Consider the following 13,057-nt stretch of genomic DNA (forward strand, 5'->3'; position numbering starts at 1 on the left):
CCGTCTCGAGGGAGGCGACCCGCCGCTGCTTCGTCCGACGCCCTACCTCCCCAGGCGCAGCGCGTCGCGGATCGTGAAGAACACGTCGGTCTGGTCGGTCAGGCCCACCACGTTCGCGGCGCGCGGCCCGTACCCGGCGATGCGCAGCTGCGAGCCGGTGTGCTGCTGCGAGCCGGCCGCGGCGCTCGTCGCGTAGTTGATCGTCATCGGCTGGCCGTCGCGCGTCAGCAGGTTCACCGTGGCACCGGGCGTCGTCGACCCCGCCTCCACGATCTGGCTGGTGTGGGCGTGGTCGGCGGTCACGATCACCGTCGTGTTCTTGTCCTTCTTCGCGTAGTCAAGCGCGACCTTCACGGCCTCGTCGAGGTCGAGCGTCTCGCCGATCTGGCCGCAGGCGTCCGACGAGTGGTTGCGCTTGTCGATGCTCGCGCCCTCCACCTGGAGGAAGAAGCCCTTGCGGCCCTTGCGGTCGAGCAGCTCGATCGACTTCTCCGTCATGTCGGCCAGGCTCGGCAGCGAGGCCGTGCGCGCGGGGTTCTCGGTGCAGGAGACCGGGGCCTTCGTGCCGCCGTCGGCCGTGGCGGCCGGGCCGGTCCACCGCACCGGGAAGTTGCCCGGCGCGAAGAGGCCGAGCAGCGGCTCGTCCTGGTCGGCCTTCTTGACCTTCGACAGCGCGGCGAGGTCGTCGACGACGCGGTAGCCCCGCTGCTGAGCCTGCTCGCGCAGCGTGCGGCCCTGCCAGCGACCGGCGGTCGCGGTCTCGGCGAACGTGGTCGCGCCGCCGCCGAGGCTGACGTCCGGACGCGTGTCGAGCAGCTGCTCCGTGATGCTGCCGGCGCCACCGTTCTCCTTGGCGTTGGTCGGGCAGGTCTTGGTGGTCGCGGTCGGGCCGTAGCAGCTGCGCGCGGTGACGTGCGCGACCTGCACCGCCGGAGTCGCGTCCTGGAGCTCGGCGGTGGAGACGTTGCCGGTCTTGTACCCGGCCCGCTTCGCCAGCTCGAGCAGGGTCCGCTGAGGCTTGCCGTGGATGTCGACGCTCACCGCGTTGTCGTACGTCTTGGTGCCCGTCGCCCAGGCCGATCCGGTGGCGGCCGAGTCGGGCACGTAGTCGGGCTTGCCGTCCTTGGTGAGCGAGTACGTCGTGTACTGACCCGTGAGGGGCAGGGCGTCGATCCCGGGGAACCGGCCGGCGGCGCCGTGGACGTAGTTGCGGGCACTGGTGATCTCCGAGTCGCCCATGCCGTCGCCGATGATGAGGATGACGTTGTCCGGTCGACCGCCGTCGATGGCCTTCTTCACGGCCTGGGTCTGGTCGCCGGAGAGGCGGGCCGCGCCGCCGTGGCGACTGAGGTCGCGCTCGGCCGTCGCCACCGATCCGACCACTGCTCCCCCGAGAAGCAGTGAGGCGGTGCCGAGGACGAGCACGCTGCGGGTGCTGGTGCGTAGGTTCATGGCCTCAGCCCAGCGCCCTGCGGTGACGACCGGGTGAACCGCGGGGGAAGTCCGGCGGTCCAGTCGGGCACGCGTCAGCGCGCCTGGGCGAGTCGGTGGGTGGGATCAGGAGCCGGGCCGGGGTCGGCGACCTGGCCGATGACCGTGAAGGTCGTGAAGAACGTCGCGCACGAGAGCACGAGCGCGGTGCGCCTGGCCTGTTGCCACGTGATGCGGTTCATGACACCAGCGCAGCCGATCGGGGTGAACCCGTGGTGAACCCGGCTGGAAGAGTGCGCGGCGATCGGTCGGCCACCCGTGGCCCCTCGCGCGGCATGATGGGGTCATGGACGCTCCCAGGCCGATCACCCCGCCCGGCTGGTACGACGACGGTCACGGGCAGCTGCGCTGGTACGACGGCTCGCAGTGGACCCAGCACACCGCTCCCCTGGCGCAGGCCGGTCCTCCGCGGGTGCCCCAGCAGCCCGTCGCGCCTCCGCGCCAGCAGGTCCGACGGGAGGACCTCGTCCAGGTCAAGCGCTCGAAGCTCGTCTGGATCCTGCCCATCGTGTTCGTGATCGCGGCACTCGTGGGCGCCCTGTCGGCCGTGGCGGCCTGGAACGCGGGCGGCTTCGACGCCGACCCGCTGGAGCGGACCTACGCGGACTTCGTGCGCGCCGAGCAGACGCGCGACTGTGCCGCGCTCGAGGAGGTCACGACCCGCAGCTTCCGCGACGACCTGTACGACGAGCCGTTCACGTGTGCCCTCCTCGCCTCGCGCCCGCCGGTGATGCAGGGCGGTGATCCGGTGTGGGGCATGCGCCTCGGGCCTGTGGGGATCCTGCTGGTGGACGACTCGGGCTGGGTCGGCCTGGACGGCGAGCGTCAGCGGGTCTCCTCGGTGGAGACCTACACGCTGATCCGCCAGGACGGCCGCTGGAAGCTGGACGCGAGCGACTGATCCGGACTTGCCCCTCCCGCCCGCCCGGGTGATGGTGGTCACATGGTGTGGGGGCGCCGCCGGATCCGGATCGCGCTGGTCGCGTCGGCCGTGCTGGGCGCCGGCGCCCTGCTCGCCGTCTCCGAGTCCACCGAGCAGCGGAGGTCATCCGGCACGACGGCCACCGCGCCCGTGGCGGCGACAGTCGTCGCTCCAGCCCCCGCGGCCGTCCGGGTCGCCGCCGCCACGCCGCGCTGCTTCGGCGCCGCGTCGATGGCCAGGAAGCGGTGCCACAACCCGGCGCTCAAGGGACGGCTGATCCCGAGGCCGAGCATCGCCAGGCGCGAGACGGCCCGGTACCCGGGCAAGGAGTGCTACCAGTCGGGCGTTCAGCAGATCCGCCTCAACCGCGGCTGCACGTTCGGCACCCGCGCCGCGGGGCGGCCTCACGTGATCCTCGTCGGCGACTCACACGCGAGGGCCCTGATGCCCGCGTTCGTGGAGATGGCCGAGGCCGGCCACATCTCGCTGGAGGCGCAGGTGCGCGGCTCGTGCTCGTGGACGACCTCCCGCGTCAACCACCCCGACAAGTCCCGCATCCGACCGTGCACGCTCTACCGGAAGAACCTGCAGCGGTGGCTGCTCAGGCAGGCGCGCACCACCGACGTCGTCGTGACCACCGGCTATGCACGCCAGGTCTCGGGCAGCGCGAAGTCGCAGGTCATCAAGATGCGCGACCTGTGGCGACCGGTCATCAAGCGCGGCGTGCGCGTGATCGCGATCAGCGACAACCCGCGACTCACGCGCGAGCCGCAGAAGTGCCTCGTGAAGCACGGCGCGACGCGTGGCGCGAGGAAGTGCGGCGTCTCGACGAAGGCCGGGCTCCACCGCGACCCGTTCCTGCTCACCGCGAAGAAGACGCGGGGCGCCACCGCGCTCGACCTGCGTCCCCGGTTCTGCAAGAAGGGCTTCTGCCCAGCGGTGATCGGCGGCGCGAACGTCTACCGCGACCACACGCACATCACCGTGACCTACTCCAAGACGCTCGCCCCCGTCATCACCGGCAAGTTCCGGGCGATGCGGATCATCCGCTGACCCCCGGCTCGTACAGCGTCAGGCCCTCGCAGAGATCGGGAGCGGCCGTGGGAGGCGTGCACCCGTACGGAGAGTGAACGACGGCGGCCGCGCCGAGGCCCGTCGTCCGGAACACGTCCGCCTCCTCCCCCTCCGCGGTCCCGGGACCGACGACGACGTGGCCCCGTTCGCCGTCCGCCGTGCTGTAGGCGAGGTCCAGCTGCCACGAGCACGCGCAGTCGCGCGCCGACGCCAGGACGTCGACGAACTCGAGGTCGGAGCTGGTCACCTCGAGGGTCTTCGGCTCAGTCTCGGCCCCGGAGACGGGATCGCGCCAGGCCACGCGCTCGTCGTCCAGCGACACGCTCAGGTAGGAGACGTCGGCGACGCCGCCCTTGTCGCCGGTGAACCAGTAGCCGGCGAGGGGCCGGTCCCGCTCGCTGACCCGGACCGTGAACTGGTGGATCGTCACCGGGTCGTCCGTCGCGGCACGCAGCTGGAGGCGGAACATCGTGGTGCCGGCGTCGAAGGCGCCCGCGGCGTCCTCCTGCTCCATCGCGGCCTCGCCGCCCTCGCCCGCGATGTGCTCCTGGGCGTGCTGCCGCACGTCGGGCGCGCCGGGCGGCCACACGTGCTCGTCGCGGTGCTCGGCCTCCACCATGGAGTCGAACTCGTCCGTGGCCAGCACGGTGACCTGGAGCGGGTCACGCCCGGTGGCGTCACGGACCGACGACCACAGACCGGGTCCGAAGTAGGAGACCGCCCAGGCGGCCACGATGGACGCGAGCCCCGCGGCGATCACCTTCGAGCGCTGCGTCAGCCACGAGACGGCCCCGGCATCGCGGGTCGACCGTCCGGCGCGCGCGGCGGATCGACCCGTGCGCTCGCCCCGGCCCGCCATGTCGCCCCCGACCGGAGGAGCCGTTCAGCGGGAGTCGATTCCCGAGACCGGTCCTCCGGCTCCAGCATGATCCCGCGGTCCCGCGGCTGACAAGGGCGTGTCGCGCGCAGGGCTCAGTTGGCGGCGTCGAACGCCTCGAGGATCTCCTTCTTGATCCGGCCGCGCTCGTTCACCTGGTGGCCGTTCTCCTTGGCCCACGCACGCACGTGGGCGAGCTCCTCGGGCGACCGGCCCGAGCCGCTGCCGGTGCTGCCGCGGCGGGAGGAGGACGCCGACGAGCGGGTCGTCGTCCTGCGCCCGGCCTTGATGTAGGTGGCGAGGGCGGACCGCAGCTCGTCGGCCTCCTTCGTCGTCAGGTCGATCTCGTAGGCGGTGCCGTCGAGCGCGAAGGAGACGGTCTCACCCTTGCCGTCCTCGATCTCCTTGCCGGAGATGTCGCTGGAGAGAATGGTGACCACGCGCTGCGCCATGGTTTCTGCCTTTCGCCGTGAATTCCCTATTCGGCGAGAATTGTCATTCCGCCGTCGAATTCACCTTATCGACAGAGAACACGAGAAAGTCGTCCCGTCGATATCGATATCTCGAGAAAAAGAGAATTCAGCGCTCGTTGCCGCGCTTGAAGTTCCCCGTGGCCCGCGCGAGCAGGTGCTGGACCTGGCGACGGTCAGCCGACGCGAGGCGCGCGGCGAGCCGTTCGGCGGCGCGGCCGGACACGGTGGTCACGGTGCGGCCCTGCCAGTCGATGAGGACCGTGCCGTCCTTCGTGACGCGATGGGTGAAGACGTCCTCGGCGAACCGGTCGCGGGCGTCCTCGACCACGATCAGTGCTTCGGGGTGCCCTCGGCGGCGGGAAGCGGCATGCGCTGCGTGGCCTCGATGTCGTGGCCGTCCGTGGCGGTCTCCGGCGGGATCACCGGGACGTGGTGCTTGCTCTTGGCGTTGACGGCCATCGCGAGGATCCAGATGACGACGTACACCAGCGCGGTGCCGCCGATGAACAGGCCGATCCACTCGATCGTGGACAGGGCGTTCTCGTCGACCGGCCAGGAGTCCGAGTCGGGGACGGTGCTGGCCATGGCCGGGGTCGCGGCGGCGACGACGGCGAGCAGGGCTGCGGTGACGGCGGTGATCACTCGGGCGAGGCTCATGGGGCCATGGTATCGGCCACCGTCTGGGCCTGACCGCTCACCCGTAGGGTTGAGGGGTGGAATGGACATGGACCCCTGAGGACGTCGTGGCGTGGCTGCTCGACGTGCCCGGGCGAGCCCTGCTCATCGTGCTCATCGCCATCGCCATGCGGTGGCTGGCGCACCGCTTCATCAACCGACTGACCGGTCGCGCCGCGAAGGGCGCCGTGCCGGGAGTCCTGGCGAACTCGAAGGCCGGCGTCTTCCTGGCCGACCTGCGCAACGGCTCGAGCGAGCGCCGTCGCCAGCGCGCCGAGACGATGGGATCGCTGCTGCGCAGCATCGCCTCGGGCGTCATCTGGAGCATCGCGTTCGTCATGGTGCTCGGCGTCTTCGGCCTGCCGATCGCCCCGCTGCTCACCGGCGCCGGCGTCGCGGGCGTGGCCCTCGGCTTCGGCGCGCAGACGCTGGTGAAGGACTTCCTCTCGGGCATCTTCATGATCCTCGAGGACCAGTACGGCGTCGGCGACGCGGTCGACGTGGGCGAGGCCGTCGGCACGGTCGAGGCGGTGGGCCTGCGGGTCACGCGGCTGCGCGACGTGAACGGCACCGTCTGGTACGTCCGCAACGGCGAGATCCTGCGCGTCGGCAACCACAGCCAGGAGTGGGCGCGCACCGTGCTCGACGTGACGGTCGCCTACGACTCCGACCTCGAGCTCGTGCAGCAGATCCTGCGCGAGGAGGCGCACGGGCTGTTCACCGACTCCACCCTGTCCGCCGTCATCATCGAGGAGCCCGAGGTGTGGGGCGTCGAGCGGTTCGACAAGGACGGCGCGGTCGTGCGCACGGTCCTCAAGACCGCTCCCCTGCACCAGGCCGACGTGGGTCGCGCGCTGCGCAGCCGCGTCCTGCGCCGCTTCGACGAGAACGGCATCCGCATCCCCTCGACCACACTTCCGCCCTCGGGAGGCACCGCATGACCGAATCACCCGCGCAGGAGACGTTCTACGAGGCCATCGGCGGCCGCGCCACGATCGAGCTGATCGTGGACGTCTTCTACCAGGGCGTCGCGCAGGACGAGGTGCTCAAGCCGATGTACCCCGAGGAGGACCTCGGTCCCGCGGCCGAGCGGCTCACGATGTTCCTCGAGCAGTACTGGGGCGGCCCCACCGAGTACTCGCAGCGTCGCGGTCACCCGCGCCTGCGGATGCGGCACGCGCCCTACGCCGTCACCGAGGACGCGCGTGACCGCTGGCTGAAGCACTTCCGCGAGGGACTCGACGCGGCGCGGCTCGATCCCGAGCACGACGCCCAGTTCTGGGCGTACGCGCAGCACGCCGCCAACTTCATGATCAACTCGCCGAGCTGATCAGGACATCGCGGCCGCGAGCGACTCCTTCTCGCGGTCGCTGAACGGGCGCGACGACTGGGTCGCGGCGTCGAAGCCCACCAGCACCGCCAGCGACGAGGCGAACGCGACGCCCTCGTCGCCGAGCTGGGCCTCGATCGTGAACGAGGCGTTGCCGACGCGACCCACGCGTGCCGTGGACTCCAGGCGCGCCTGCGCCGGGATCGGGCGGTGGTAGCGCGCCTCCACGCTGGCGACCACGAAGTTGCCCGGCGTGAGCCGCGTGAGGACGCCGTTGATGAACGGCACGCGGGTCTCCTGGAAGAGCTCGAAGACCTGCGCCTCGTTGACGAGGCCGGTGGCGTCGAGGTCGGTGTGCCGTAGCGCGATCGAGCCGGGCTGGGCCGCGGCGTTGAGCTGCTCCTCGGGCGCGAGGGCGCCGTAGGTGACGTCGACGACCGCGAACTCGTCGTCCGAGCCCTCGACCCCGATGACCTGCTGCACGTGGTCACCCTCGACGCGGCTGGTGACCACGACGGGTCGCCTCCCCAGCAGCATCGGGCGCTTGAACTGGATGTTCATCGCGCCGATCGGGCCCGCCGGCAGCTCCGGGATCGCAGCTCGCGCGTTCTCGGCGTACTTGAGGTAGACGACGTTGTTGACGTGGTTGAGCGAGTCGAGGTCGGCCCACCGCATCGGGATCTCGTGTCGGTACTCGGTCACCCGCGCATCCTGTCACGGCGCCCGGAGTGATGCTCAGGCGCCGAGCGTGTCGTCGATCTCGACGACGGAGTCGCCCTCCTGGACGATCTGGCCCTCCGCGACGAGGATGCTCGCGACGTGGCCGTGGGCCGGCGCGACGACGGGGATCTCCATCTTCATCGACTCGATGATGACGAGCGTGTCGCCGGGACCGACCTGGTCGCCCTCGCGGGCGAGGATCTTCCACACGTTGCCGACGATCTCGGCCTTGGCGTCGATCACGCGTGCTCCAGCAGGCGCAGCGAGGCGGCGAGGCGCTCGCGCGTCTCCTCGGGGTGGATGACGTCCTCGATGATGCCGTTCTCGGCCGCGACGAACGGACGGGCGACGTTCTCGCGGTAGTCGGCGGCCAGCTCGTCGCGCAGCGCGGCGGGGTCCTCCGCGGCGGCAAGCGCGCGACGGTGCAGCAGCGCCACGGCGCCGCCGGGGCCCATCACGGCGATCTCGGCGTTGGACCAGGCCCACGCGTGGTCCGCGCCGAGCGAGGTCGAGCCCATCGCGATGTACGCGCCGCCGTAGGCCTTGCGCACCACGACGGTCAGGCGCATCGACTTCTTGGCCTCGACGTACGCCTTGAGCACCTTCGCGCCCTGCGTGATGATGCCGCGCCCCTCCTCGACCGTGCCGGGCAGGAAGCCGGGCACGTCGACGAGCGTGACGATCGGGATGCCGAAGCGGCCGCAGAACTCGACGAAGCGGGCGATCTTGACCGAGTTCTTCGAGTCGAGGATGCCGCCGCGGACGGCGGGCTGGTTGGCGACGACGCCCACGGGGCGGCCGTCGATCCGGCCGAACATCGTCAGCGCGCTCCCGCAGTACTCCGGCGACAGCTCGAGGCGGGCGCCGTTGTCGAGCACGCCGTCGATGACCTGGTGCATGTCGAAGACGACGCTGGCCTTCTCGGGCACCACGGTCGGCAGCGCCTCCGCCGCGATCGGGTTGACCGGCACGGGGGCGGTCACCGGCAGCGGCGCGTCGGCGTTCGAGGGCACGTAGGACAGCAGGTGGCGGACCGACTGCAGGGCCTCGACCTCGGTCTCGACCTCGAGGTGCGCGACACCGCTCGTGCGGGTGTGCATGCCCGAGCCGCCGATCTCGTCGGCGGTGGCGTCCTCGCCGGTCGCGGCGCGGACGATGTCGGGGCCGGTCAGGAACATGTGGCCGTGACCCTTGACCATGACGGTCCAGTCGGTCAGCGCGGGCGAGTAGGCCGCGGCGCCGGCGCACGGGCCGAGGATCACCGAGATCTGCGGGATGCGCTGCTGGGCCTCCACGTTGAGCGCGAAGATCTCGCCGCAGCCGTGGAGGGCGAGGATGCCGTCGGGCACGCGGGCTCCGCCGGAGTCGTTGACGTAGACGATCGGGAAGCCGCGATCGATCGCGAACCGCTGGGCGCGGCAGATCGCCTCGGCCATCACGGCGCCGATGGCACCGGAGGCGATGGCGGCGTCGTGGCAGGCCACGACGACGGGGCGGCCGTCGACCAGGCCCCATCCGGTCACCACGCCGCTGCCGGCGCCGGGGGTGGCGGCGCGCAGCGGGGCGAGCTCGACGAAGGTGCCCTCGTCGAGGAGGAGCTCGGCGCGCTCGCGTGCGGTGTGCACGCGGGCTCCGCGGGGCTCGACGCGAGCGAAGCGCTCGCGGCGTCGAGTGTCGAGGCCGGCGCGCGGGGCCGACTCCGGGGCGGTCGTCTGGGTCGTCAGCCGGTCGTCCGAAACATGAGGCATTCCTCGACTATAGACCAAACGTGAGGATTCCCTCATATTCGTTCGGCGTGTTTTCGATGTGACCTTTCGCACCAGAGGGGCGTGCGATACGGTGACGACTAAGCAAGCGCTTAGACAACCGAGGAGACCTACGTGTCCGAACCCCGTACCGCCATCATCACCGGAGCCGCCCGTGGCATCGGCGCCGGCATCGCCAAGCGATTCGCCGCCGACGGCTTCAAGGTCGCCGTCCTCGACCTCGACGAGGCCGCCTGCCAGACCGTCGTCGACGAGATCGTCGCGAACGGTGGCCAGGCCCTCGCCGTCGGCGCCAACGTGGCCGACGCCGACGCCGTCGAGGCGGCCGTGAGCAAGGTCGCCGAGGAGCTCGGCGCGCCGACCGTGCTGGTCAACAACGCCGGTGTCATCCGCGACAACCTGCTGTTCAAGATGACCACCGACGACTGGGACCTGGTCATGGACGTGCACCTCAAGGGCTCGTTCCTCATGACGAAGGCCGTCCAGAAGCACATGACCGAGGCCAAGTACGGCCGCATCGTCAACCTGTCGAGCACGTCGGCGCTGGGCAACCGCGGCCAGGCCAACTACTCGGCCGCCAAGGCCGGCCTGCAGGGCTTCACCAAGACCCTCGCCATCGAGCTGGGCAAGTACGGCGTGACCGCCAACGCGATCGCCCCGGGCTTCATCCAGACCGACATGACCGCCGCGACCGCCGAGCGCATCGGCGTGCCGTTCGACGACTTCATCGAGTACGCCTCGAAGGAGATCCCGGTGCAGCGCGTCGGCCAGCCCGAGGACATCGCGAACACCGCGGCGTTCCTGTGCGGCGAGGCCGCCGGCTTCGTGTCGGGCCAGGTCATCTACGTCGCCGGCGGACCGAAGGACTGACGTGACCGCTCCTGACGTCGTCAAGGGCCTCGATCTCGAGGCACTGCGCACGTGGCTGGACGCCGAGGCCCCCGGGGAGCTCCCGGGGGCGCTCAGCGCCAGCCTGATCACCGGTGGCAAGTCCAACCTCACGTACGCCGTCACCAACGGCGAGCGTGACGTGATCGTGCGCCGTCCGCCGCTGGGCCACGTGCTGGCCACCGCCCACGACATGGGCCGTGAGCACCGCGTGATGGCGGCGCTGGCCGGCACCTCCGTGCCCGTCCCGCGGATGATCGCCGAGTGCACCGACGAGTCGGTCATCGGCGCCACGTTCTACGTCATGGAGCGCATGTCGGGCACCGCCTTCCAGCGGGCGTCCGACCTCGAGGTCATCGGAGCCGAGCGCACCCGCGCCGTCACCGAGCGCCTCGTCGACACCCTCGCCGACCTGCACGCGGTGGACTACCAGGCGGTCGGCCTGGGCGACTTCGGTCGCCCCGACGGCTACCTCACCCGCCAGGTCGCGCGGTGGAAGAAGCAGCTCGACTCCTCGCGATCGCGCGAGATCGACGGCATCGACGAGCTGGCCGACCGCCTGACCGCCTCGGTCCCCGAGACCGGCGAGAGCACGATCGTCCATGGCGACTACCGCCTCGACAACGTGCTGGTGGACACCGAGGACGGCGACCGCATCACCACGGTCCTGGACTGGGAGATGAGCACGCTCGGCGATCCGCTCACCGACGTGGCCGTGATGCTGGCCTACCAGCACCTGGCCCTGGACGCCGGACCGTCGAGCGGTCAGGTCACCGACGCCCCGCAGGCGCCCGGCTACCTCTCCCCCGACGAGTCGGTCGAGCGCTACGCGAAGCGCTCGGGCCGCGACGTCAGCGAGCTCGGGTTCCACCTGGGTCTGGCCTACTTCAAGCTGGCCGTGATCCTCGAGGGCATCCACTTCCGCCACTCGGCCGGCCAGACGGTCGGCTCGGGCTTCGACGGGATCGGCGCCATGATCGATCCGCTCGTCCAGCACGGACTTGCGGCTACTTCCAAGTAAGTAAGGGTAGTCTGGCGCGCGTGACGGCCCAGATCCTCGAACCTCGCCGGCGTCCCACGCAGGAGCGCAGCAAGGTCAAGTTCGACAGCCTGCTCCAGGCGTCGCGCGACGTGCTGCTCGAAGCAGGCTTCGAGTCGTTCACGTGCGAGGAGGTGGCTCAGCGCGCCGGACTGCCCATCGGCACCCTGTACCAGTTCTTCGCGAACAAGTACGTGATCGTGTGCGAGCTCGACCGCCAGAACGCCGTCGCGATCCAGTCCGAGCTGGACAAGCTGGCGTCCGAGCTGCCCACGCTCGACTGGCTCGTGCTGCTCGACCGACTGGTCGACCACATGGCTGCGCTGTGGCTGAACGACCCGTCACGCAGCGCCGTCTGGTACGCCGTGCAGTCCACGCCGATCACCCGCGCGACGGCCGAGGTCACCGAGCAGCAGCTTGCGGCCCGCGTCGCCCACGTGCTCGCGCCGCTGACCCCCGGCACCCCGCGCGAGCGCCGCAAGATCATGGCCGAGGTCCTCGTGCACATGTCCTACTCGATGCTCAACTTCTCGGTGCGCGACCTGCAGGAGCACGCCGAGGCCATCATCGAGCTCAAGCGCCTCCTGGGCACCTACCTGCTGGCCGCCGAGGCCGGCGCCACCTGAGCCGACCGCCCCTCCCGAGATGTGCTCCGATTTCCACCTTTCAGCACGGCTGAAAGGTGGAAACAGGAGCACATCTCGTCATAGGGCGGCCAGGACGCGGCGCTCCTCGTCGTCGGTGAGGCCGCACCGGCGCGGCTCGGTGCGGGTCTCCTCCCACGCGAGCGTGTCGGCGAGCGTGTCCTCGAGCGGCCGGGTGACCAGGCCCTCTGCGCGGGCGCGCCGCGTGTCCAGGGTGGCGAAGCCGCGCCACTTCGGGTCGTCGATCCACAGCGGCAGCGACGCGGGCCCCATCCAGTGGCCGATCCCCAGCTCGCGCAGTCGCTCGACCGGCACGCGCCGCGGGGTCGCCGCCGAGCCTGCCACGCGCGCAGCCACGTCGAGCACCGATCCCAGGTCGGTCGTCGGGCCCGTGGCGTTGAAGACGCCCTCGACCTGCCGCTCCGCGAGGTCGACGATCCAGACCGCGAGGTCGCGGACGTCGACCATCGCGCAGGGGAAGTCGAGCTCGTCCGGCACGACGACCTCCGGGCCGACGGGGTGCGCGAGCCTCCAGGGCCAGTAGCCCGTGCGGCCCGACCAGTCCCCCGGTCCGGCGATGAGGCCCGAGCGCACCACGGCCGCCGGGCCCGCCGCCAGCACGGCCTGCTCGCACGCCACCTTCGCGGCGCCGTAGTCCTCGTCCGAGGCCATCGTGTCGGCCTCGAGCGGCGGCAGCGTGGCGGCGTCCTCGGACTGCTCGATCGAGGAGAAGTCGGCGTACGCGTTGCCGCTGGAGACGAGGACGCGGTGGTCGGCCCCGACGTCGCGCACCGCACGCCGCACGTGGCCGGGCTGGCGCGCCACGTCGATCACGCCGTCCCAGCGACGGCCGGCGAGCGGCGCGAGGCCGTCCTCCTCGTCGCGGTCCACGCGGACGAAGGCGGCGCCGTCGGGAGGCGCGGACGAGCCTCGAGCCGCGCACGTGACGCGGTGCCCGCGCGCGAGCGCCGTCCGCGCGATCTCACGACCGAGGAACGCGGTACCGCCCAGCACGAGGAGCTCCATCGCCCCAGCCAACCCCCGCCGGCGGGCGGTGGGAAGCCCTGTTCGCCGACGGCACCATCCCCGCCGGCCCCGAGATGTGCTCCCTTATCGACGTCTCAGACGTGCTGAAAGGTGGAAATCGGAGCACATCTC

17 protein-coding genes are annotated in these 13,057 nt (G+C 71.1%); 7 read left to right on the forward strand and 10 right to left on the reverse strand.

All coding sequences use genetic code 11. The features are described from left to right. Window positions 1–42 precede the first annotated feature (42 nt). Both phoA and BJ975_RS11695 read right to left on the reverse strand, forming a co-directional pair. Window positions 43–1,452 carry an alkaline phosphatase gene (gene phoA / locus BJ975_RS11690; protein ID WP_179426082.1) on the reverse strand — a complete coding sequence of 470 codons (1,410 nt, stop codon included), beginning with the start codon at window positions 1,450–1,452 and terminating at the stop codon, window positions 43–45. Window positions 1,453–1,526: 74 nt separating this feature from the next. Then, complete coding sequence (locus tag BJ975_RS11695) at window positions 1,527–1,673, reverse strand: hypothetical protein (RefSeq protein WP_179426083.1); 147 nt, start codon at window positions 1,671–1,673, stop codon at window positions 1,527–1,529. A 104-nt stretch (window positions 1,674–1,777) separates the two neighbouring features. Between BJ975_RS11695 and BJ975_RS16575 the strand changes: the two genes are divergently transcribed. Both BJ975_RS16575 and BJ975_RS11705 read left to right on the forward strand, forming a co-directional pair. Further along, window positions 1,778–2,392: a DUF2510 domain-containing protein gene (locus BJ975_RS16575; RefSeq protein WP_218845865.1), complete on the forward strand. Its 615-nt coding sequence runs from the start codon at window positions 1,778–1,780 to the stop codon at window positions 2,390–2,392. Between the two features lie 42 nt (window positions 2,393–2,434). Beyond that, entirely contained in the window at window positions 2,435–3,466 is a 1,032-nt protein-coding gene (locus tag BJ975_RS11705) for an SGNH hydrolase domain-containing protein (RefSeq protein ID WP_179426085.1), read from the forward strand. Here the strand turns inward: BJ975_RS11705 and BJ975_RS11710 are convergent. From BJ975_RS11710 to BJ975_RS11725, 4 genes are all read right to left on the reverse strand, one after another. Continuing rightward, window positions 3,456–4,346, reverse strand: a complete 891-nt coding sequence (locus BJ975_RS11710; RefSeq protein WP_179426087.1) for a hypothetical protein — start codon at window positions 4,344–4,346, stop codon at window positions 3,456–3,458. The genes BJ975_RS11705 and BJ975_RS11710 overlap by 11 nt on opposite strands. A 113-nt stretch (window positions 4,347–4,459) precedes the next feature. Then, window positions 4,460–4,816, reverse strand: a complete 357-nt coding sequence (locus BJ975_RS11715) for a histone-like nucleoid-structuring protein Lsr2 (protein ID WP_179426089.1) — start codon at window positions 4,814–4,816, stop codon at window positions 4,460–4,462. 127 nt (window positions 4,817–4,943) lie between these two features. Then, complete coding sequence (locus BJ975_RS11720; RefSeq protein ID WP_179426091.1) at window positions 4,944–5,165, reverse strand: hypothetical protein; 222 nt, start codon at window positions 5,163–5,165, stop codon at window positions 4,944–4,946. A 2-nt stretch (window positions 5,166–5,167) separates the two neighbouring features. Further along, window positions 5,168–5,494, reverse strand: coding sequence for a hypothetical protein (locus tag BJ975_RS11725; protein WP_179426093.1), 327 nt, complete (start codon window positions 5,492–5,494; stop codon window positions 5,168–5,170). Window positions 5,495–5,550: 56 nt separating this feature from the next. Between BJ975_RS11725 and BJ975_RS11730 the strand changes: the two genes are divergently transcribed. Then, the gene (locus BJ975_RS11730; RefSeq protein ID WP_269305543.1) at window positions 5,551–6,453 is read left to right on the forward strand and encodes a mechanosensitive ion channel family protein; all 903 of its coding nucleotides are present in this window, start codon (window positions 5,551–5,553) and stop codon (window positions 6,451–6,453) included. After that, window positions 6,450–6,842 (forward strand): globin, encoded by a 393-nt coding sequence (locus BJ975_RS11735; RefSeq protein ID WP_179426096.1) that lies wholly within the window; start codon window positions 6,450–6,452, stop codon window positions 6,840–6,842. The genes BJ975_RS11730 and BJ975_RS11735 overlap by 4 nt, the downstream gene beginning before the upstream one ends. Here the strand turns inward: BJ975_RS11735 and BJ975_RS11740 are convergent, their stop codons facing one another. From BJ975_RS11740 to BJ975_RS11750, 3 genes are read right to left on the reverse strand one after another with little or no spacing between them, the layout of a single operon-like run. Further along, window positions 6,843–7,544 (reverse strand): thioesterase family protein, encoded by a 702-nt coding sequence (locus BJ975_RS11740; RefSeq protein ID WP_179426098.1) that lies wholly within the window; start codon window positions 7,542–7,544, stop codon window positions 6,843–6,845. 33 nt (window positions 7,545–7,577) lie between these two features. After that, a complete protein-coding gene (locus BJ975_RS11745) occupies window positions 7,578–7,805 on the reverse strand; it encodes a biotin/lipoyl-binding carrier protein (protein ID WP_179426100.1) in 228 nt (75 codons plus the stop codon). Continuing rightward, window positions 7,802–9,310 carry an acyl-CoA carboxylase subunit beta gene (locus BJ975_RS11750; RefSeq protein WP_179426102.1) on the reverse strand — a complete coding sequence of 503 codons (1,509 nt, stop codon included), beginning with the start codon at window positions 9,308–9,310 and terminating at the stop codon, window positions 7,802–7,804. The genes BJ975_RS11745 and BJ975_RS11750 overlap by 4 nt, the downstream gene beginning before the upstream one ends. Before the next feature lie 132 nt (window positions 9,311–9,442). Here BJ975_RS11750 and fabG point away from each other — a divergent pair, with 132 nt between their 5' ends. From fabG to BJ975_RS11765, 3 genes are read left to right on the forward strand one after another with little or no spacing between them, the layout of a single operon-like run. After that, window positions 9,443–10,198, forward strand: coding sequence for a 3-oxoacyl-ACP reductase FabG (gene fabG, locus BJ975_RS11755; RefSeq protein ID WP_179426104.1), 756 nt, complete (start codon window positions 9,443–9,445; stop codon window positions 10,196–10,198). A 1-nt stretch (window position 10,199) separates the two neighbouring features. After that, on the forward strand, window positions 10,200–11,237 hold the full coding sequence (locus BJ975_RS11760; protein ID WP_179426106.1) for a phosphotransferase family protein: 1,038 nt from the start codon (window positions 10,200–10,202) through the stop codon (window positions 11,235–11,237). 20 nt (window positions 11,238–11,257) lie between these two features. After that, window positions 11,258–11,881 (forward strand): TetR/AcrR family transcriptional regulator, encoded by a 624-nt coding sequence (locus tag BJ975_RS11765; protein ID WP_269305531.1) that lies wholly within the window; start codon window positions 11,258–11,260, stop codon window positions 11,879–11,881. A gap of 78 nt (window positions 11,882–11,959) precedes the next feature. Here BJ975_RS11765 and BJ975_RS11770 read toward each other — a convergent pair whose 3' ends face one another. Then, entirely contained in the window at window positions 11,960–12,925 is a 966-nt protein-coding gene (locus BJ975_RS11770) for an NAD-dependent epimerase/dehydratase family protein (RefSeq protein WP_179426108.1), read from the reverse strand. Between the last annotated feature and the right edge of the window lie 132 nt (window positions 12,926–13,057).

Source organism: Aeromicrobium tamlense (genome assembly GCF_013408555.1).
GTDB lineage: Bacteria > Actinomycetota > Actinomycetes > Propionibacteriales > Nocardioidaceae > Aeromicrobium > Aeromicrobium tamlense.